This window comes from Roseivirga spongicola (assembly GCF_001592965.1).
In the GTDB taxonomy this organism is placed as follows: Bacteria; Bacteroidota; Bacteroidia; order Cytophagales; family Cyclobacteriaceae; genus Roseivirga; species Roseivirga spongicola.
Genome location: NZ_LRPC01000028.1, coordinates 925,182 through 945,830 on the forward strand (window position 1 = coordinate 925,182; position 20,649 = coordinate 945,830).

Consider the following 20,649-nt stretch of genomic DNA (forward strand, 5'->3'; position numbering starts at 1 on the left):
TTGAGTGCAAAGTTTGAATGTTAATTAACAGGTAGGTCTTAAGCCAAACTCAAAAGTCTCATTACGCATCACGCATTACTCAAGACACAATACTTTCTAAATGCTCGAAATCCTCTACCAAGACGCTGATCTCATCGCCATCAACAAACCCCACGGCCTGCTTGTACATCGCTCCCCTATTGCTACCAATACCGATACTTATGCTGTGCAAGAGCTGAGGAATCAGATAAACCAACACGTTTACCTGGTTCATAGATTAGACAGAAAAACTTCAGGTGTTTTGCTGTTTGCTTTAAATAAGGAAGTGATTACAAACCTTATGAAGCAATTCGAAGATCACACGGTGTCTAAAACCTACTGGTCGATTTTACGAGGGTACTCAGATGATGAAGACACAATAGACTATGCCCTAACTAACGATAAGGGGAAAACACAGGAGGCTATCACTCACTATAAAACCTTAGATAGAACTGAAATACCTGTGCCCTTCGGAAAGCATGCTACCTCTAGGTATTCGTTAGTGGAAGCCAAGCCAGAAACCGGCAGAATGCATCAGCTGAGAAAGCACTTCGCCCATATCCTTCATCCTATTATTGGTGACAGACCGCATGGCTGTAACAAGCAAAATAAGCTCTTTCTGGAAAAGTGGAATATGGGCACCATGCTATTGCATGCTCAGCAACTTGAATTCAATCATCCTATCAATAATGAAAGGATTAGTGTAAATGCTGAACCTAGCGATGAATTCAAACGGATGCTAGCAACACTTAAGCTTTCTCCTTATAAGGAATCCGCTTAAGAATATGCTTGATTACGGCTACCCTGGCCGTTGTCTTTCTATTCGCCCTAAGTATAATCCATGGATTCTTCTCTGTGTTAGTGTGGGCAAACATGCGCTCTTTGTACTCTGTATAAGTATCCCAAAGCTCTTGCGCCACCTCATCTACCGGAGACATTTTCCATCGCTTTAATGGATTAGAGGCAATATCTTCAAACCTAGCCGCCTGTTCCTTCTTAGTAATTGAGAAATAGAATTTCATTAGAATGACACCATCGTTGGTTATCATTTCTTCGAAGTGATTTACTTCGCTCATAAAACGCTCATACTCCTCTTGGCTACAGAAGCCATTTACAGGCTCTACAACGCCACGGTTATACCAGCTACGGTCGAATAACACAACCTCTCCAGGGTTAGGAAGCTTATTGATGTAGCGTTGAAAATACCATTGACCTCTTTCTTGCTCAGTAGGCTTAGGTAAAGCAACTACCCTATAATTTCTAGGATTTAAATGGTGAGTAACCCTACGAATAGCTCCACCCTTTCCTGCAGCATCGCGTCCTTCAAACAAGAGACAAACTCTTTTATTATTCTTGATAACCCACTGTTGCATTTTGATTAACTCAACCTGCAAATCTTCCAAAGTTTTCTCATATCGAACGTAACGCAGAACTTTCTCTGGATTGATATTGTCTTCTTGAGCCAACAATAACTTGATGGCCTTATTTGTATTCAAGAGCTTAAGCTCCTTATCTGAAAAGAAAAACTTCTTATCCATTATACCAAGTGATAGATTGAACGGTGAAACCTCATGACAACATTAGGGTCTGGCAAAACTGTGGTATTCGCATTTTCCTTACCGTCATATTCAAACTTGGATAATACGTGCCTAATACTTTCCAAACGAGCGATTTTCTTCTTATTGGTTTTAATAATTGTCCAAGGACTAAAAGTGGTATGCGTATGGGCGAACATTTGTTCTTTATAGTAGGTATACCTTTCCCACATTTCTTGCCCTTTCTCGTCTACCGGACTTAACTTCCACTGCTTTAGTGGGTTACTTCTTCTATCGTCAAACCTCCTGCTTTGCTCCTCTTTATTGATTGAGAACCAAAGCTTTATAACATGAACACCATCTTCAAAAAGCATGTGTTCAAACTCAGGCACTTGGCGCATAAACTGCTGATATTGCTCTTCACTACAGAAGCCCATCACTGGCTCAACTACGGCCCTATTGTACCAGCTTCTATCGAAGAAAACAATCTCACCAGCATTTGGCAGCTCCTTAATATAACGCCTGAAATACCACTGCTTTTTCTCTAAATCTGTAGGTTTGTTCAATGCCACTACGCGTAAAGAACGTGGATTCATGTGTTCGATAAACCGCTTAATAGAGCCCCCTTTTCCAGCTGCATCTCTGCCTTCAAATATTATAGCTACCCGTTGTTGCGTATCTGCAATCCAACGCTGCCATTTTACCAACTCAATCTGTAATTGTTCTAGCTGGCGTTCATATTCTATATTGAAAAGTGCTTTACTGTAGTCTCTCCCTCGCTCTTGAAAAACAGCCTCAAGATCTGCTCGGCTCTTAATCTTGCTAAAGTCTGCATTTGTAAGCCTCTTGTCTGAATCGAGGGTATTTTTTATGGAATCGTCTGTGATTAAAAACTCACTCATACTTGTCTGTTCAGGGGCAACTAAGATAGAAAATAATGATAAAGAAAAGCCCTATTCTAAGATTATAGAATGGTAATGGATTTTCATTTACTCATTGCTTATTTCACATGTGCCCTAAACGTAAGTACTAATGTAGGGTTGGCCGGATCATTACTAAAAATTGCCAGTGTTTTGCGTTCCAAACCAAGTCTATTATTTGCGTTAAAAGTAACAGTGAGCATGGTGTTGTTACCCGATGACAATACTTTTTCTTGCAGCTCATAGGTGAGACAATCGCAGTTAGATTCTAAGCGCTCAATCTGAAGCTCTCCTTTACCCAAATTGGCCAATACCACCTGAACAGATTCTACCTCTCCCACTTTCATCACCCTAAAATCATGATTAATAATACTAGTGGTAATAGTTGGACTCCCCGATACTACTTCACTCTGGTTAAGCTGTTTTGGTGGTAACAGAGTGAATTGAATAGGTAAGTGAGCGAACACTTTATCATCGTTTTTTAATCCAATACTCATCTTTTGAAAACCAGATGGTGCACTCTCAGATGGCAGCATTGAAATTGTCATTCGGCCAAATTGATTATGCTTAATGGTTTTGGGTTCAAATTTCACCCAAACGCTATCGCTAACCTTTACCTCAGACAGGTCTAAATCTGCACCGCCAAGATTGTAAACATCGAAGGTACTACTAAGCGTGTCTTGCTTATAGCCCGCCTTGAGGTTGAAAATTCTTTCTTTGGTTCGAAAAGGCCACTGAGTGTTTCGGTATGCTTTAAAAACATCTACTTCAGGAGCTAGTATTTGCAGTCCGAATTGAAAACCATACAACAATACATCTTCCCTTCCTACAAGTTGAAGCTCATATTCGAAATAGCCTGGTGATTGTGAAAGTTCTATGGAATAGCGGATTTTAGCTTTAGCACCAGCTTTAATAGTTATACTCTTCCTTTCGGTTTTCAGGGCGTCATTCTTACTGACCAGCTTAACCTGAACACTCCTATCAGACCTATTGAACCACTCTACTTCTTTGCTAATCTCCTTAAATTCACCTTCTGCAACTCCAAGATCTACAAACTCCAATTCTTGAGCATTCACTCCAAGAGCAAAAAGCAATGAAAACAATACAATACAGCTTCTAATCATCAATTCCCTTCTTTATTCCTCGTTTGGTCAAAATTAAACGAACTAAGTTTGATTTGAGCCTGTCAGTTTTATTTAATTTGCCCAAAATTTTATCAATGGCAAGAATTCTTACTGGTATACAAAGTTCTGGAAAACCGCATTTGGGAAACATTCTCGGTGCCATTAAACCAGCTGTAGAACTATCGAAAGACGATAAGAACGAGTCTTTCTTTTTCATCGCAGACCTGCATTCCTTAACCACCATCAAAGACCCACAAACAAGAATAGAAAACACCAATGCAGTAGCCGCTGCTTGGCTTGCCTTTGGTTTCGATACTCAGAAAAACACTTTCTACCGACAATCTCGTATTCCTCAGGTTTGTGAATTGGCTTGGTATCTGAACTGCTATACGCCTTTTCCCATGTTGGCCAATGCGCATAGCTTTAAAGACAAGTCCAATAGACTAGCCGATGTAAATGCAGGCTTGTTTACCTACCCTGTTTTAATGGCCTGCGACATTTTGCTTTATGACGCAAATGTGGTACCTGTTGGTAAAGACCAAAAACAGCACTTAGAAATGACGCGCGACATTGCCAACACCATCAACCACCAATATGGCGATGTGTTTGTAATGCCTGAGGCGAGAATCGATGAAAATGTAATGACCATTCCGGGCATAGATGGCCAAAAGATGAGTAAGTCTTACGGCAATACTATTGACATTTTTCAGGCAGACAAGCCTCTTAGAAAGAACATCATGAAGATTGTCAGTGACAGTACTCCGCTTGAAGAACCTAAAAACCCAGATACAGATAACACCTTCGCTTTATATTCTTTGCTTGCCTCTGAAGAGCAAACTGAAGAAATGCGCAAGAATTATTTGGGTGGAAACTATGGCTATGGTCATGCCAAGCAGGCACTTTATGAATTGATTGTAGAGAAATTCGCTAAAGAACGCGCGCTCTTCAACGATTATATGAACAACCTAGACGAGCTAGAAAAAGAACTATCTATTGGTGAAGAAAAAGCACGTGATGTTGCCAAAGATGTTTTAGAGCGAGTGAAAAAGGCGATAGGTTTTGCCTAATTTATGCACCATTTGCACGGTTTCTCCGTTATATTAGGGTTAAATGCCAAACCTATGAAGCAGCTATTCGCCCTTATCCTTTTATCGGCTTTTGTTTTCGCATGTAGCTCAGATGCTGAAGATGCAGAGTTTACTGGAAACGAAGTTGAAATGGAGATGATTCCCGGTGCCGTAAATGGTAATCAAACCAATGGAACACTCCTTATAAAAGAAAGAAAAGGTGGGGCAGCTCAAGTGGAAATAACATTAAACGGAGTGATTAACAATGCTAATCACCCCGTTCACTTACATTTCGGAAGTCTTGCTGATGATGGTAACATTGCCACTTTACTTAACCCGATAGAAGAAAGAGACGGTGTTGGCAAGAGCTCTACAATCTTGAATGAGCTAGAGAACGGATCTACCATAAGTTATTCAGATCTCCTTACTTTCGATGGAAGTATTAAAATTCACTTCGAAGCTTCAGGACCAATGAAAGATGAGATATTGGGTTCTACTAACATTGGTCTAAATGCCGACCAAAACTCGGCTTACCTTTCTGGCGAAAAATCTATAACAATCTGCAATTCAGATTATTAATTAACAACTAATCGTTGACTGTCTACTCGGCCGTCTGAGTAAACAACCCTTACCAAGTAAGCACCCAGAGATAATTTAGACGTATCGATAATATACTCCTTATCACTCCCCACTTGTTCAATCAGTTGTTCACCAGTTATACTTAGTAGTTGCCACTTTACGACCTCGCTATTGGTCTGAGTGCGTTCAAAACTTAGAGTTAGCTCTCCACCACTATTCACAGGATTAGGGAACAACCTAAAATTGTAATTTACTGCTCCATCATAAACTGCAGAAATGACCTCTGAATACTCAAAGGCGCCACTAAAATCTACCTGTTTCAACCTGTAATAAGCTCTTCCGGTGAGTGGAAATTCATCGATAAAAGAATAACTAATTAGCTCTGAACTATTGCCTTTACCTTCCAATTCACCGATAGACTGAAACGATATTCCATTTGCAGAGCGCTCTATGGTAAAATGACTATTATTTTCTTCCGAAGTGGTTTCCCAATTCAGAACAACCTCTTGAAGTCTGGTAATTGCCGTAAAGCTCAGGAGCTCTACTGGCAATCTTTCAAGGGTATTATCCATAGCATACAAAACTCCTAAAGCAGTAGAGCTTACATTAGAAACTGTCACCAAATTGGATGTTGCATTTACAGCCTCCTCTACTGACCAATCCAAAAAGCCCTCTCCTATTGGCGTTCTATACACGCTACCTACTAGCTCAGCTTCATTAGCAGTAGCCCCAGCTACATCAGCATCTACATAAGTATAAGATGCACTGAAGGTTACATCAGAAATATCGGTTGGTGTGAGTGTCCAAAATCTTGACAAAAACGAAGTAGCCGCAGTACCATCATCATCTCCACCAGCGCCAGTATTATCTACATCCCGGTTACTATTGGCCGCATCGGTAATGTCAAACTCTATACTTGGACTAGCTCCTAAAGTGGCGGAATGCAATGTGAGCGAATTTATAGGAGAAAAATCATCAACATCTCCAATAGGAAAAGACAGTGTAGCTCCTACAGCCGAATACTCTTGGTTTAGTAAACCCGCGCCATTCAACTTGATGTAACTGGTGCTATTTCCTCCAGATACTGTAGCTCCATCAGCTAAAGTCAAATCGAAGGCATTCAACTGAACATCTCCAGCCGTGAGGGTAAGCGTACCAGAAACAGTAATATTATCGTCCAATATTACATCGAATCCATCTGCCTTGTTGATGGTTACATTAACATATTCATTATTTGCGTCTGCGGTTGCTCTCAAGCTCTGATTGGCATCTGGTCGACTAAATATTACAGTATTACCAGCTGCCGAGGCGGTAAAATTGGTAACCGAAAAGTTCGCCAAAGTGCCTGAATAATCTAAAGTGGCATTTGCGCCATTGATAAAAGACCCTGCACCTGAAGTAGTTTGAATGCCTGTTCCTACCTGAATTCCACCTGCACTTGTGTTTTCGTTAGTGTAGCTAGCTCCATCATTCAGAAAAATGTTCGCCATATTACTAATGGTGCTTGAGCCACCTAGAGTACCAGATCCACTAGTAAGGGTATAGTCACAACCTGATGTATTGAGGCAAGCTGTGAAAGTTCCATTATTGGTGATGTTGCCAGTAATAGTTGGGTCATAAACCGATGTAGAGAGCCAAGATCCATTGGCTTCTACCAAAATATTATTGAAAGTTGGGGTGGCTGTACCGTCTGGATTTACACTTCCATTGGTAACAGTAATAGTACCCATACTTGTTAAATCTGCTACACCAGTAAAAACATCGGCTCCATTGGTGATGGTCATATTAGTAAACGTAATGGTGCCATTATTTAAGTCTACAGCGGTAGCATTGGTACTAGAAACATCAAAATCACCTGTGATACTAATTCCTTCCCCTACACTAGTAGTATTCATAAAGAAACTTCCATCACCCTCTATGCTCAAATTACCAAGTACAGTTAAGGTATTAGCTGAATTTATAATTCGAGCATCACCACTGGTTACTGTCAGATTGTTATTAATGGTTGAGCTTACACCATTGTTCAGATTGATAAGCGTTCCATCTTCTAAATTCACTTCTACATTGTAAAAAGTAGATGAAAACAACTGCTCTGTGGTACTTCCTTCATAAACGAGTGTATTACCTACAGCATCAAAATCTAATACCAAATCTGCTTCATCTATTGTACCGGAGGTATTAACAGTTAAGGTTCCTTCATTTACAAATGTGTTTACCCCAACTCCATTTCCGAGTAAATCAATGGTGGAGATCAACCCTTGATTAGTCAAGGTAGCACCGTTATAAACCAAAACTCTAGGCATATTCACTGTAGTTGTTCCATCCACCACAAAACTACCAGCAACATTGTAGGTGTAGTTGCATGAATCATCACCACAGCCGTTAAAAGTACCATTATTAGTAATGGTGCCTCTTATGATAATTTGTATCGCATCATTATTCTGGAATGTGCCATTACTATTTATGTCGATATCGGTAAACAAATGATTTGCCACTACTGTAGGCGCTGTGCTATCATCAATCAAAAAAGTAGCACCATCTGCAACAGTCAATTCACCATTATTGGTTAGTCTAGCACCATCTAAAGTGAAGGTTCCTCCATTAACACTGATGTTTCCCAACACTGTGGTGCCATTATTCACTATAACCAACCTATGATTTGTACTTGTGCCTGTAACTTCAGAGGCTCCACTAGACGATAATGTACCCCTTACATTAAGTTGTGCTGCTGCACCAGAAAACTCTACAATACCTGTGGCAAGTTCAAGAGTAGAAGTAGCCTCAGTACTGCTTACGGTAATTGCATGCCCGTTGATAATTACGTTATCATTACCGTCTGGGTAATTATTGCCATCACTATCTGTACCTACTAATGTCCAACTACCAGGGTCCGTCCAAGATCCGGAATTGGCACTAGTAAAAGTACCTTGAGCACAAACAAAATGACAAGTGAGTATAAAACAACCAACTAAAAGTATCCGCATTGACAATCTAACTTTGGGTAGATAGAACTAAGTCTTCTGAACTTTATAGCAGTCGTGTTGAGTGTTACAAATGTAGAATAATTTAATTCGAATGAAAAAAAACGTTATTCATATCCATATTAAGCAATTATAAAAAGAAGATTCACGGCCCAATACAAGACTTTAACCAACTGAATATGAGACAGATAAAACAATACCTTTGGCAAGAGATTGGGATTAAAGAATGTCAACCCTTCCCAGATTTGAGATACAACCTAGCGTTACCTTTGATAAACTGGTATGTGAAAAACTTAATTGATTAAAAGCTTTTTAGAAAGTCGCTCACCATTGAAAAGAGCATGAACCAAGTACAAACCGGGTTTGAAACTAGACAAATCGAGTTCTAAATCAGTGTTTGACTCTAGACTTCTATTTATAAGCTCTTCACCATTGAGGCTGAGGACTTTTAGTATAAATGGCTGACCTATTGCATCAGCATTTAAACCAATGCTTACTATTCGATTGGTATGAACAGGATTGGGGAATATTGATAAATGCAAAGCACTTTCAAGACCTTCAAAGGTTACGGATATAACTTCAGAGTACTCAAAAGTGCCATTAAAATCTACTTGCCTAAGTCTATAATATAACCTCCCACTTAAAGGGAATCGGTCGATAAATCTGTAGTTCTGAATACTAGAGCTATTACCAACGCCTGTCACCTCCCCTATCTTTTCAAAAGAAATACCATCTAAAGACCTCTCTACCTCAAAGTAATTATTGTTCTCTTCTGAGGCGGTAACCCAATTAAGTACCACAGATTTTTTGGAAGGTTTGCCAGCAAAACTGATGAGGTGAACAGGAAGCCTTTCTAAGGTATTATCCATAGCATAAAGGTCTCCGAAACCATCGCCACTATCCATACTCACTGTATTATTGGTAGCATTTACTGAGCCAACAGCCAACCAATCTAGTGTTCCTCCTACACTCCTATATAGAGCAGGTACTAAGTTGCTTTCGGTAGTTTGAGAGAAGTCAGAAGCATCATAAGTGTATTCTGCTGTAAATACGGGCGATGATATATCATTGCCTGCAACGGTCCAATATACATCCAGATAGTCGGTAGATACCGTTCCATCATCATCTCCAGCTGGTGAATCACCACGATTATCCCTATCTCGTTGAGGATGAGCTGAATCGGTTATTGAAAAATCAACTGACGGGCTAGCACCAAAAGTTGCTTCATTAAGTGTCAATGTAATTGGAGAGAAATTATTGCCCCCTATTGGAACATAGAGTGGAATACCAGTTGCTGAAACCTCACGCCTTACTACACCCGCTCCAGTATCTTGAATAAAGCTTGCTAAACTTGCATCAGTTGGCGAAGCTGCTTCTGTAAGTATCAAATTATGAGCCCCAAGAACCAAATTACCATGACTCAGTGTCAGGTTATTTGACACAGTTGTTTGCCCTCCTAGACTAACCTCATTGGCCGATTTATTGATGGTTAAATTCCTGTAAGTAGTAGCTATTGCCGTTACACTGCCTGCTTCGGTATAGGCTACAGTGTTCATAAATGTCGAAAAATCTGGTGTGGCAATGGTAAAAGGCCCATCACCGTTAAATTCTAATGTGCCGCTTATTGCTGCACTACCATTTCTAAGCGTACCAGTTCCCGATAACTGATTAGTTATTTCGAGTACAGCGGTGTTGCTAACTGTTCCATTAACAATGAGTATAGGAATGGATATCTCATTAGCTCCACTTATAATTCTAGTTCCGCTTATGGTATAGCTACAATCTGTAGTATTGCCACAGCCATTCCAAGTGCCATTATTAGTGATATTTCTCGTAGTAAAAGACTCAGTGCTTGTGTTATTCCATGTGCCTCCTGCATTAACAATCACGTTTCTAAACTCTTTGGTGCCTGTACTACTCGTAAAGGTGATTATTCCTGAAATTGAGGTATTTCCTGTAACATTTAGAGATGCAGCCCCTATGGTAAGACTGGCTGAGCCAAGCGAAATACCGGTAGAAGAAATGCTTCCTCCGTTAATTGAGACGGTACCTGAGGGTATGGAAAAATTGCCAAAAGAACTCAAGCTACCGGAACCAGATATAGAGCTAGTTCCTGACATTTCTAAATTAGAAACAATGAGTGTATTGTTTAATATAATGGATGCCGAGCCTTCAATTGATACTGCGCCTGCTTGGGCCAAGGCATTAATAGATATTACATGATTTGAGGTTATTGTTACTTCATCTCCAAAGGCAGGGTAGTCATCAGTAATTCCAGTGGTGCCCCAAGTATCGGTATCGTCCCAGTCACCAGTTTGGACGCTTGTAAAGGTTTGAGCAAAGACAGAAAACCCACTTGCAAGGACAAAAAAAATCATGCAAGTGCACCTATTAAAAGTAGTTGAGGACATGAGGTGAAAATGAATTTTCAACCAAAATAGGCCGAGTTCATTTACTTATGCAAGACATCATAAAACTAATTGAATAACAGATAGTTACAATCAAAAACACTTACATCAAATATGACGCTTTTTGCATGCAAAAACTGTCCGACTCAATACAGAAAATTGACAGAAAAAAAATTCAAGAAATTCGAAAAATCAGATCGCCAAGCCAGGGTCTATCTGACTATTAATTTTTGAGTAACACCAAAGCCTGAGTTACTTGTTGCTCTTACAATATAGATACCAGAAGTAAGGTTATTTACCTGCAATTCTTGCGACTCAGCAAATGAATGGCTACTCTGCCAAACTACTTCCCCGCCTCTACCTACAATCTGTATTGTGCAGTTGGCATCCTTAGGCATACCTTCTAATTTCAAGTTGACACTTTCACCAGAAAGAACAGGGTTAGGATATACACTAAAAGAAGGCTCGTTAAATGACTTATGAGAAATAGCCACCAATTGTGAATAGTCAAATTGTCCTCCGTAGTCTATTTGCTTCAATCTATAATAAGACCTTCCGTTAAGCGGGTTTAAATCTTCGAACAAATACGTCTGGAGGTTATTAGAATTACCAGCGCCCTTTACAGTTCCAATTTCAACAAAGTTGACACCATCTGAAGACCTTTCTACTGAAAAGTAGTTGTTGTTTTCCTCATTGGCCGTTGACCAATTAAGAATTACGGTAGAGGGCGAATCTTTTACTGTAAAGCTGATAAGGTCTACTGGCAATCGATCTAGCCTGTTATCCATGGCATATAAATCTCCCCAGTAGTTACCATTGGTTATAGTTGCTGTATTGTTTACTGCATTAACCGAACCTGCATCTTTCCAATCGAAAAAGGTTTCTCCTGGAGGCTGACCATAAAGTACGGCAATCATATTAGCCTCTGTACCTGTAATATCACCATCTATATACTGATAACTGACATTGAAAGATGGGTTGGTCATGTCATTGCCCGTGAGTGTCCAATACCTAGAGATATAGTCTGTTGCTGTTACTCCATCATCATTTCCTCCCGCACCAATATTGCCTGTACTCCTATTCGGGTGGTTAGCATCAGTAATATCTAACTCAACATATGGGTTGGCACCTAAAGTAGCCGAATTCACTGTAAACGATGTGATTGGGGAGTAATCGTTACTATCTCCAATAGGAAAGCTTAAAGTACTACCCACAGAAGAAAAGTACTGCCTTACTACACCGCTTCCATTAATTCTGATGTAGTTAGAATCGTCTCCACCAGTAATAGTTGCACCAGCGGCCATTTCTAAATCGAAAGAGCCCAATTGAACAAAACCCTCCACTATATTCAGAGTACCATTAACCCTAACATCGGCTGCCAAGTTTATACTCTGATAATCTCCGGTGTTAGTTTCAATGGTAACATTGTAATAATCATTATTGGCCGAACTAGTAGTTCTCCATTGCTGATTGTAAGTCAAAGCAGCATACACCACCGTATTACCCACAGCAGATGCATCAAAGTTTGAAACTGTAAAATTAGTACCGCTGCTGTTATTGCCAGAATACACAAAAGTTGCCCCTGCACCATTGGTAAATGTTCCTGAACCAGTAAAAGTATTTGCTACACTCAGCGTGGTTTCATTGGTATAACTCGCTGGACTATTGATTACTAAATCCCTAATGTTAAGATCACCGCTACCACTTAGGATACCGCTCGCACTGGTAAGTGTATAAACACTAGTACCATAGCCCGGGTCAGCCGTAAAAACTCCATTGTTAGTAATGTTTCCACTGATGGTCACGTTGTTTGGCTGGGTTACATTCCAGTTACCTGTGGCATTTACCAAAACACTACCTATTAGTTTAGAACCACCGGTATTATTGAAAGTCATTGTCCCGTCTAGCTCAACCTGACCAGAAGCGGTTAAATTAATTCCATTAATAAATATTTCATTACCGGAAGCAACATAGAGGTTATTCGTAATAAAGTCTCCTCCCTGCAGGTTTGGTGTTCCTCCATTGAAATTAAAATCGCCCGAAATATCTATGGTAGAACTTCCTCCACTGAAGAGAATATCGCCTCCAGTCATTTCTAAGTTTCCAGTTACGTTTACTGTTCCACTGTTATGATCGTACTCTCCGCCAGAGATATTGAGATTGCCTCCAATATTAGTTACACCTGAGGCATTGTCTGGAGTGAACTCACCATCTTCCAAATTAAGGTTATTGCCAATGTTTACGGTGACAGCACCTACCTGAAATATACCATCTTGAATGGTTAAATCATTTAGAATAGAGGGCGAACCACTAAAACCAAGAGTACCGCTAGACTTGTTTAAAACAAGGTTATAATATGAGCCAGTAAAGCCTGTAGGAGATCCATAACCAGTGTAGATAATAGTGTTTCCTGTAGCGGCAGCATTAAATGTAGAAACCGTAAATGGTCCTCCATTAGTCAGGGTAAGCTCTGCACCATTTCCATTAGTAAAAGAACCTGTACCAGACATATTATCTCTAATGGTAAGCACCGAATTGTTGGTATAATTGGCTGGAGAATTGAAATTAGCTTCAAAAATGTTTATCTCATTCGACCCAGAGATTACTCCAGAAGAGCTATTAAAGTTAAATATCTGGTTGTATGAATTAGCAGTGAACGTACCATCATTATTGAGGTCGCCATTAAAATTATAGGTGTTTCCTCCCGACAGACTTAAGACACCTGTTCCCGTAATATCTACATCACCAAAATTGAGTGTTCTTGAATTTCCACTTATAGAGAGCTGTCCCTCTAAGGTAGCACTTCCATTTACTGAAAAGGTAATTGATGGTATACTGAGTTGTGTACCACCGAGCACGGTTAAACCTCCTTGAACTGTAATTACCTGATTGGCACTGTAACCTGATATACTAGAGTTTGCATAAACATAGACATCATTAAGAATTGTCAACGTTCTAGTACCACCACTAAAGCTAAAACCACCACCATTGAAGATTACGTTACTAACAGAGTAGTTTGAGTTTATACTGATGGTATGACCAGATTGCAGTACTATGTTGTCATTAGAGTCGGGAATACCGTCAGCATCAGAGCCGCTTAATGGTGTCCATCGGGAAGATGAATTCCAGCTACCACCACTAGCCGATTGGAAGGTAGCCTGACCATAAACGTTAGAAAAAGTAACTGCAAGCAGTAAAAATCCTAAAAAATAGAATCTCATAGTCTAGGTGAACATTTGGTTGAGTAAGGCCTACATACGAACCGCACTATCCGCTCAGATCGAACTCAGGCCAAATTTTATTCTTTTTTTTAATTACAAAAAAATGTATCTGAATAACGGTATAATAGCTACGGAGATGGAACATTTAACCCTACCTTTTTCTTTAGATATTTATTATAAATTTGAATACTTAAGTCACTCTGAATAAGAGGATTACAAACTATTATTTGGCATAATCAATTATGAATACAAATCCATTACTTAATAGCAGCACCACACACAATAATCCACCTGCATTTAGCAAGATTACCAACGATCATTTTAAGCCAGCTTTTGAAAAACTGATTGAAGAGGCTAAAAAAGAAATAGATGAAATAGTTAACCAGGCCGACTCCCCTAGCTTTGACAATACCGTTGTTCAGCTAGAAGCTTCTGGAAAACAGCTCGACCGAGTTTCGGCTATTTTCTTCAATCTTAATAGCGCAGAAACCAATGATGAAATGCAGGCTATAGCACGCGAGGTTTCTCCCATGCTCACAGAATTTTCCAATGATATTCTCCTTAACCAAGAACTCTTTGCACGAGTAAAGCAGGTTTATGATACTGTTGATCAAGATTCACTTTCTGCAGAAGACCTTACCCTACTTGATAAGACATATAAGGGTTTTGTTCGAAACGGAGCATTGCTAGACGACTCTAAGAAAGAACAACTGAGAAAAATAGATGTAGAATTAGCTCAGCTATCTTTAGAGTTTGGGGAACACGTTTTGGCCGAAACCAACAAGTATGAACTAGTTTTGGAGTCTGAAGACGATTTAGAAGGGCTACCAGCTTACGCCAGAGAGCAAGCTGCAGACACTGCCCACAACAAAGGCTATAACGATGCTTGGGTAATTACACTAGACTACCCTAGCTATGTTCCCTTTATGACTTACTCTGCCAAAAGAGAGCTTCGCGAAAAACTCGCTAAAGCATTTGCATCTAAAGCATTTAAAGGTGACGAATTAGACAATAGAGAAATTGTCAAAAAAATTGTCTCTCTTAGAAATGAAAGAGCACAACTACTGGGCTATAAAACTCATGCTCACTTTATCTTGGAAGAAAGAATGGCCGAATCTCCTGAAAAAGTAATGGACTTTTTGGAGGAAATTGAAAAGTATGGTAAGCCAGGCGCCAAAAGAGATGTTGAAGAAGTAGCTGCTTTTGCTAAAAAAGTAGATGGTTTAGAGCAGTTCGAAAAATGGGATTTTGCTTACTACTCGGAAAAACTAAAGAAAGAGAAGTACAATGTAGACGATGAGCTGTTGAAGCCATATTTTCAGCTAGAGAAGGTAGTAGACGGTGTATTTCAGGCAGCAAACAAACTCTTTGGTATCAACTTTACTGAAAATAAAGAAATAGACAGATATCATAAAGATGTAACCGTATATGAGGTTAAAAATGAGGCTGGAGAAGATGTTGCTACTTTCTATGCCGATTTCTTTCCAAGAGCTGGAAAACGTGCTGGAGCTTGGATGACATCTTATGCCGGGCAGTTTAAAGATGCCGATAGCAACAATCATAGGCCACTGGTTTCAATTGTTTGCAACTTTACCAAGCCTGGTAAAACCACCCCTTCTCTCCTAACTTTTAATGAGGTAACAACACTCTTCCATGAGTTCGGTCACGCTTTGCATGGAATGCTGGCTAATGGAAAATATGAGAGCCTTTCCGGTACCAGCGTATATTGGGACTTTGTTGAGCTTCCTTCTCAGGTATTAGAGAATTGGTGTTATGAAAAAGAGTGTTTAGACCTATTTGCAAGACACTACGAAACAGGAGAAACCATTCCTGAAAACTACATAGAACGTATTAAAGAAAGCGCCAACTTTATGGAAGGCTACCAAACCATGAGACAACTGAGCTTTGGTATGCTAGATATGGCATGGCACGGAACAGAAAATCTGGCTGTAGAAGATGTAGCCCAGTTTGAACAAGATATAATGAGTAAGACAGATGTTTTAGCTCCAATTGAAGGCACTAACATGAGTTGTTCTTTCTCACATATTTTTCAAGGTGGTTACTCTGCTGGTTATTATAGCTACAAATGGGCAGAAGTGCTAGATGCCGATGCTTTTGAGTATTTTAAAGAGCACGGTATTTTTAATAGAGAGATAGCCGATAAGTTTAAGCAGCACGTACTTTCTGCCGGAGGTTCTGAACACCCAATGACTCTTTATAAGCGATTTAGAGGCCAAGAACCAGACGTTAAAGCATTATTGAGAAGAGCTGGTTTACTAGAGGAGTAATTGAATAAAATCCCAAAACATATTCTGCCAGTAATTGTGTTCGCGCAATTTGCTGGCACTTCGCTCTGGTTTGCTGGAAATGCCATTTTACCGCAAATTCAGCAGACTTGGGCATTACCCAAAGACAGCATTGCACAGGTAACCTCTAGCGTAATGTTAGGCTTTATTGGTGGTACGCTAATATTTGCACTTACCTCTTTAGCCGATAGGTTTAATGCATCGAAAGTCTTCTTTCTCTCTGCCGTTTTAGGAGCTTTATTCAACTCTGCCGTATTGTTTACTGGCGAATCATTCGGAGCACTTTTACTATTCCGTTTTCTCACTGGTATCTGCATTGCCGGAATATACCCAGTTGGTATGAAAATAGCCTCAGACTGGTTCGATGGTAGGCTTGGCAAAGCCTTGGGTTACTTAGTTGGTGCCTTGGTAATCGGTTCAGCCTTTCCCCACCTGCTCAATCATTTTGGCGCAGGCTATGATTGGCGCCCCGTGCTGGTTGGCACTTCAGTATTGGGTATTTCCGGTGGCTTACTCATGTATTTTTTAGTAGGTGAAGGCCCGGCAAGAGTAAAATCAACCTCCTTTTCTCCTAAGGAGGCTTTCAGAGTATTTCAGAAGAAAGAATTTCGCTGGGCAGCTTTTGGCTATTTCGGTCATATGTGGGAATTATACACCTTCTGGGCTTTCATTCCTTTAGTTCTAACCTACTACTCCGAAACACAATCCATTAATCTACCAATTAGCCTATGGACGTTCATTATTATGGCTTTAGGTATGATTGGCTGTGTTCTAGGGGGAATTGTTTCTATTAGAAAAGGCAGTACTAAGGTAGCTTTTGGCTTTTTATTGGCTTCTGGCATACTCTGCCTGCTCTCTCCAATGTTTTTTCAATTACCACCAAGTGTTTTTTTAGTACTTCTATGCTTTTGGGGGTTTGTTGTTATTGGAGATTCGGCTCAGTTTTCATCACTCAACGCACAAAAAGCACCAATTGAGTTAAAAGGAACTGCACTTACCATTGCAGTAAGTGTAGGTTTTTTCTTGACCATCCCAAGTATTCAGCTCCTTCAACTCCTAACCAATTACATTGGTGTAGAATGGTTGCTTTTCACTTTAGCAATTGGGCCTGCTCTAGGCCTGTTAGCTACAAAAAAGCTTATTGATAATCCCTAACAGACCTAGAAGCTGAATCTTCGTTTTCTACATTCCAGCCAATTTGCATTAGCTCATCAGCGGTCATTTCCACCACATTAACATCTAAGGGAATTGTTGTCAATGGAGCATTGAGGCTATCTTTTTCAACCTTTACTATCTCATCTATAATGTCCATTCCTTTGATCACGTGGCCATAAATCATATAGTCGTTATCTAAACGCTTGAGCCCTTTTTCGTTCTGAACAATGTAAAACTGACACGCTGCAGATAGCTTACCCGGGTTATTATCTCGGCCGGCACCAAAAGCTCCATAAACATGCTTATGCCCTGCCTCAAACTCAGGTTCCAACAAGTGAACTGAGTAAGCAAAGCCCTCTGGCGTGTCTGGGCAACCACCCTGAGCCACAAACCTATCTATAACACGGTTGAAAGAATAATCATCGTAATAACCCTCTTCTGCCAGATCAAGAAAAGCTTGCTTGTGCTTTGGAGTATCATTGTACAACCAGATAAGTATTTCTCCCTGAGGGATTCTTATTTGGCCTACTTTAAAAGTTTCTGGTGGGGTGCAACTTACCATTACGGTAACCAGCACAAGCATAAAAATTTTCTTCATAGAGAATTAGTTCAAAGGTCTGGCTTTGAATTTAAGGGTTTTAGCCAATTCAAATACCTTCTCTTTTTCCTTTTCTGTAACTAATAGTACAGAACTCCCTTTTTCACCTGCTCGGCCCGTTCTACCACTTCGGTGAGTATAGTATTCTATTTGTTGTGGCAATTGATAATGAACCACAAAATTGAGATGCTTCACGTCAATCCCTCTAGCTGCAATATCGGTGGCTACTAGCAAATCTATTTTACCACTTTTAAACATGCGCATAACCTTATCTCTATCGCGTTGCCCCATATCTCCCTCAATAACATCTACAGATAGATTCTTTGCTTTAAGCTTTTTGGTAAGCACCTGAGCTGCTTTTTTAGTCTGGCAGAAAATCATGCCACGCTGGTCTTGGTGGTAAGCTAAGAAGTGCAACAACTCGTGGGTCTTATCGCTAGACTTGCAGATGAGGTACTCGTGGGTAATGTTCTCGTTTACACCAGCACTTCTACTAACCTGAACTCTGAGCGCTTCTGGCTTCAAAAACTTCTTTATAATTTGATGGATACCATCGGGCATAGTGGCCGAAAAGAGCCAAATATTTCTGCTCTCGCCAATTTCATCCAAAATTCTGAACATATCGTCTTTGAACCCCATACTCAGCATTTCATCTGCTTCATCGAGGGCAACAAAACGAACATGAGCTAGAGAAATCACCTTTTTGTTCAGCAAATCTATCAACCTACCCGGAGTAGCTACAATAATTTGAGTAGGGCGTTCCAGCCTTTTCATCTGGTCTCCGATTGGGGCACCACCATAAACCGACTCTACAAAAACCTTATCACTATACTTGGTAAACTTAAATAGTTGCTTGGCTATTTGTTGACAAAGCTCGCGTGTAGGGGCTAAAATTAAGCCTTGTACTTTGTCTGAATTGGAATTAACCAACTGAAGCATTGGCAAGCCAAAGGCCGCAGTTTTACCAGTTCCGGTTTGTGCCTGACCTACAAAGTCATTATCGAGCTTAAGAAGCTCAGGAATAGCCCTTTCTTGAATTTCAGTTGGTTCAAAAATTCCGAGCTCACTTAGCCCTTTAATTAGGCCGTTGTTTATACCTAGTGTTGAGAATGTACTCACAGTAATTATTTAAGCGTCAAAGTTATAGCTAATTGTATTGAAAAAGAAGGCAATACTTCTTTGAGAATGTCGGTAGCAATAAGCTTAATTTTTAACTTTGAATATGAATTTGGATGGAATAGCTCCCGTTAAAATCGGCATTATCACAGTATCAGACAGAGCCAGCGAAGGAAAATATGAAGATATTTCTGGCCCTGCCATTATAGAAACCCTAAACGACTATCTCTCCACAAAGTGGGAACCAGTTCACCAAATTATTCCCGATGAGCAGTATTTGATTGAAAGTACACTCAAGCAAATGGCAGATAAAGAAAAGTGTTGCCTTATTGTAACTACAGGAGGAACAGGGCCAGCTCCACGAGACGTAACTCCAGAAGCAACAGAAGCGGTTTGTGATAAAATGATGCCTGGTTTTGGAGAGCTTATGCGTCAGGTGAGCCTACAATATGTACCAACCGCCATACTCTCAAGGCAAACTGCGGGCATTAGAGGCAATAGCCTAATCATCAATTTACCAGGTAAACCTAAGTCTATCAGAGAATGTCTGGACGCTGTTTTCCCGGCTGTACCATACTGCATAGATCTTATCAACGGCCCATTTCTAGAAACCAAAAAAGAGGTAATGAAGGTCTTTAGACCAAAAGCTTAGTAGAAAAGTCAGACATTAGGATTTAAAAGGTCCATCTGCAATATCGCCTACCTATTACCGAATTGGAACCCAGGTAGGTTCCCCATGATAGAAGTCGCCAGAGGTTATTTTGGTGAACTTACCATCTGCTATATCTAAGGTATAAATCTGGTCACCGTCATTCTCGGTAGTACCATGAAACGCAATCTTTTCACCTGAAAGTGACCAGGCAATTTCCTGTTCCGAATAAGGGGTATTTGTAAACCTTTCTAAGCCTTGAGTTGACAAATCATATAGCCAAATATCCCATTTAGGGTCATCAGAAGCCTCGGCTAAACAAACGGCCAGCCGTTTACTGTCAGGAGACCACGTAGAATACTTTGCTATCAAAGGAAAAAAACTAACCTGTTCAACTTCTCCATTTCCTAGATTCATCACGAATAACTGATTAGAACCTGTCCGATCAGAAACAAAAGCCATTTTTTGACCATGTGGAGAAAGACTAAATCTTCCATTATAGCCATTGGTATTGGTCAACTGGTAACGATTATTTCCGCCTAAATCACACCTCCAAATATTCTTACTATCACCATCGGAAGTCGTGTAATAAATGTACTCAGCATTGGGTGAAAGTCGATAGTCTGCCAAATGAGCTAAAGGCAAGGCGTCTGTTTTTTTTGACCGAATATCCATTGCCAAAACAGTGAAGTTTTCAGTACTATCGTTAGAATAGTAAACGAGCTTCTGCAGACCTTCATTCCAATGAGGTTGCCAATCATAGCCAACATTTTGTGTTAGCCTTTCCTCCCATTGGCCTAAAACATCTGATTGATATAAATCGAAATTTCCATTAGCTTTTTTTAAATAAACAATCTCTTCTTTGATCTGCTCATTAGGGCTGCATGCAAGAACTGATAGAAGCAACAACACTAAAAATCTTCCCTTCATATTAATCAGGCTCATCTGGTTCGATTGAAGTATAAATTATGG

Annotated in this window: 15 protein-coding genes; 6 read left to right on the forward strand and 9 right to left on the reverse strand. The window is 40.1% G+C overall.

Annotated features, from left to right (window positions below; translation table 11 throughout):
• Positions 1-100 precede the first annotated feature (100 nt).
• Positions 101-799, forward strand: coding sequence for a pseudouridine synthase (locus tag AWW68_RS15875; protein WP_068223107.1), 699 nt, complete (start codon positions 101-103; stop codon positions 797-799).
• Here AWW68_RS15875 and ppk2 (AWW68_RS15880) read toward each other — a convergent pair.
• The 3 genes from ppk2 (AWW68_RS15880) to AWW68_RS15890 all read right to left on the reverse strand — a co-directional run bounded on the left by ppk2 (AWW68_RS15880) (position 768) and on the right by AWW68_RS15890 (position 3,597).
• Positions 768-1,556, reverse strand: coding sequence for a polyphosphate kinase 2 (gene ppk2 / locus AWW68_RS15880; protein WP_068223109.1), 789 nt, complete (start codon positions 1,554-1,556; stop codon positions 768-770). The two genes, AWW68_RS15875 and ppk2 (AWW68_RS15880), sit on opposite strands and share 32 nt — an antisense overlap.
• Positions 1,556-2,455: a polyphosphate kinase 2 gene (ppk2, locus tag AWW68_RS15885; protein WP_068223111.1), complete on the reverse strand. Its 900-nt coding sequence runs from the start codon at positions 2,453-2,455 to the stop codon at positions 1,556-1,558. Before ppk2 (AWW68_RS15885) ends, ppk2 (AWW68_RS15880) begins: the two co-directional genes overlap by 1 nt.
• Before the next feature lie 98 nt (positions 2,456-2,553).
• Positions 2,554-3,597, reverse strand: coding sequence for a DUF1573 domain-containing protein (locus AWW68_RS15890; RefSeq protein ID WP_068223114.1), 1,044 nt, complete (start codon positions 3,595-3,597; stop codon positions 2,554-2,556).
• A gap of 95 nt (positions 3,598-3,692) precedes the next feature.
• On the opposite strand from AWW68_RS15890, the gene trpS reads away from it, so the two are divergent.
• Complete coding sequence (gene trpS / locus AWW68_RS15895) at positions 3,693-4,664, forward strand: tryptophan--tRNA ligase (protein ID WP_068223119.1); 972 nt, start codon at positions 3,693-3,695, stop codon at positions 4,662-4,664.
• 54 nt (positions 4,665-4,718) lie between these two features.
• Entirely contained in the window at positions 4,719-5,243 is a 525-nt protein-coding gene (locus AWW68_RS15900; RefSeq protein WP_157717679.1) for a hypothetical protein, read from the forward strand.
• Here AWW68_RS15900 and AWW68_RS15905 read toward each other — a convergent pair.
• The 3 genes from AWW68_RS15905 to AWW68_RS15915 form a co-directional block, all read right to left on the reverse strand.
• Positions 5,240-8,227: a T9SS type A sorting domain-containing protein gene (locus AWW68_RS15905; RefSeq protein WP_068223125.1), complete on the reverse strand. Its 2,988-nt coding sequence runs from the start codon at positions 8,225-8,227 to the stop codon at positions 5,240-5,242. The genes AWW68_RS15900 and AWW68_RS15905 overlap by 4 nt on opposite strands.
• Before the next feature lie 290 nt (positions 8,228-8,517).
• Positions 8,518-10,602 carry a T9SS type A sorting domain-containing protein gene (locus AWW68_RS15910; protein ID WP_068223128.1) on the reverse strand — a complete coding sequence of 695 codons (2,085 nt, stop codon included), beginning with the start codon at positions 10,600-10,602 and terminating at the stop codon, positions 8,518-8,520.
• A 242-nt stretch (positions 10,603-10,844) separates the two neighbouring features.
• Entirely contained in the window at positions 10,845-13,853 is a 3,009-nt protein-coding gene (locus AWW68_RS15915) for a T9SS type A sorting domain-containing protein (RefSeq protein ID WP_068223135.1), read from the reverse strand.
• 242 nt (positions 13,854-14,095) lie between these two features.
• Between AWW68_RS15915 and AWW68_RS15920 the strand changes: the two genes are divergently transcribed.
• Complete coding sequence (locus AWW68_RS15920; RefSeq protein WP_068223138.1) at positions 14,096-16,141, forward strand: M3 family metallopeptidase; 2,046 nt, start codon at positions 14,096-14,098, stop codon at positions 16,139-16,141.
• Positions 16,142-17,314 (forward strand): MFS transporter, encoded by a 1,173-nt coding sequence (locus AWW68_RS15925; RefSeq protein WP_068223140.1) that lies wholly within the window; start codon positions 16,142-16,144, stop codon positions 17,312-17,314. It abuts the gene before it with no gap.
• On the opposite strand, the gene AWW68_RS15930 is transcribed toward AWW68_RS15925, so the two are convergent.
• Positions 17,298-17,912: a peptidylprolyl isomerase gene (locus tag AWW68_RS15930; protein ID WP_068223146.1), complete on the reverse strand. Its 615-nt coding sequence runs from the start codon at positions 17,910-17,912 to the stop codon at positions 17,298-17,300. The two genes, AWW68_RS15925 and AWW68_RS15930, sit on opposite strands and share 17 nt — an antisense overlap.
• 6 nt (positions 17,913-17,918) lie before the next feature.
• Positions 17,919-19,031, reverse strand: a complete 1,113-nt coding sequence (locus AWW68_RS15935; protein ID WP_068223148.1) for a DEAD/DEAH box helicase — start codon at positions 19,029-19,031, stop codon at positions 17,919-17,921.
• Between the two features lie 103 nt (positions 19,032-19,134).
• On the opposite strand from AWW68_RS15935, the gene mog reads away from it, so the two are divergent.
• Positions 19,135-19,680: a molybdopterin adenylyltransferase gene (gene mog, locus AWW68_RS15940; protein WP_221406006.1), complete on the forward strand. Its 546-nt coding sequence runs from the start codon at positions 19,135-19,137 to the stop codon at positions 19,678-19,680.
• A gap of 54 nt (positions 19,681-19,734) precedes the next feature.
• On the opposite strand, the gene AWW68_RS15945 is transcribed toward mog, so the two are convergent.
• Positions 19,735-20,607: a TolB family protein gene (locus AWW68_RS15945; RefSeq protein WP_221406007.1), complete on the reverse strand. Its 873-nt coding sequence runs from the start codon at positions 20,605-20,607 to the stop codon at positions 19,735-19,737.
• Positions 20,608-20,649: the final 42 nt, after the last annotated feature.

Coding starts and splice junctions, on each gene's coding strand:
- AWW68_RS15875 (WP_068223107.1), top strand. CDS start 101: ATGCTCGAAATCCTCTACCAAGACGCTGATCTCATCGCCATCAACAAA.
- ppk2 (WP_068223109.1), bottom strand. CDS start 1,556: ATGGATAAGAAGTTTTTCTTTTCAGATAAGGAGCTTAAGCTCTTGAAT.
- ppk2 (WP_068223111.1), bottom strand. CDS start 2,455: ATGAGTGAGTTTTTAATCACAGACGATTCCATAAAAAATACCCTCGAT.
- AWW68_RS15890 (WP_068223114.1), bottom strand. CDS start 3,597: ATGATTAGAAGCTGTATTGTATTGTTTTCATTGCTTTTTGCTCTTGGA.
- trpS (WP_068223119.1), top strand. CDS start 3,693: ATGGCAAGAATTCTTACTGGTATACAAAGTTCTGGAAAACCGCATTTG.
- AWW68_RS15900 (WP_157717679.1), top strand. CDS start 4,719: ATGAAGCAGCTATTCGCCCTTATCCTTTTATCGGCTTTTGTTTTCGCA.
- AWW68_RS15905 (WP_068223125.1), bottom strand. CDS start 8,227: ATGCGGATACTTTTAGTTGGTTGTTTTATACTCACTTGTCATTTTGTT.
- AWW68_RS15910 (WP_068223128.1), bottom strand. CDS start 10,602: ATGATTTTTTTTGTCCTTGCAAGTGGGTTTTCTGTCTTTGCTCAAACC.
- AWW68_RS15915 (WP_068223135.1), bottom strand. CDS start 13,853: ATGAGATTCTATTTTTTAGGATTTTTACTGCTTGCAGTTACTTTTTCT.
- AWW68_RS15920 (WP_068223138.1), top strand. CDS start 14,096: ATGAATACAAATCCATTACTTAATAGCAGCACCACACACAATAATCCA.
- AWW68_RS15930 (WP_068223146.1), bottom strand. CDS start 17,912: ATGAAGAAAATTTTTATGCTTGTGCTGGTTACCGTAATGGTAAGTTGC.
- mog (WP_221406006.1), top strand. CDS start 19,135: ATGAATTTGGATGGAATAGCTCCCGTTAAAATCGGCATTATCACAGTA.
- AWW68_RS15945 (WP_221406007.1), bottom strand. CDS start 20,607: ATGAAGGGAAGATTTTTAGTGTTGTTGCTTCTATCAGTTCTTGCATGC.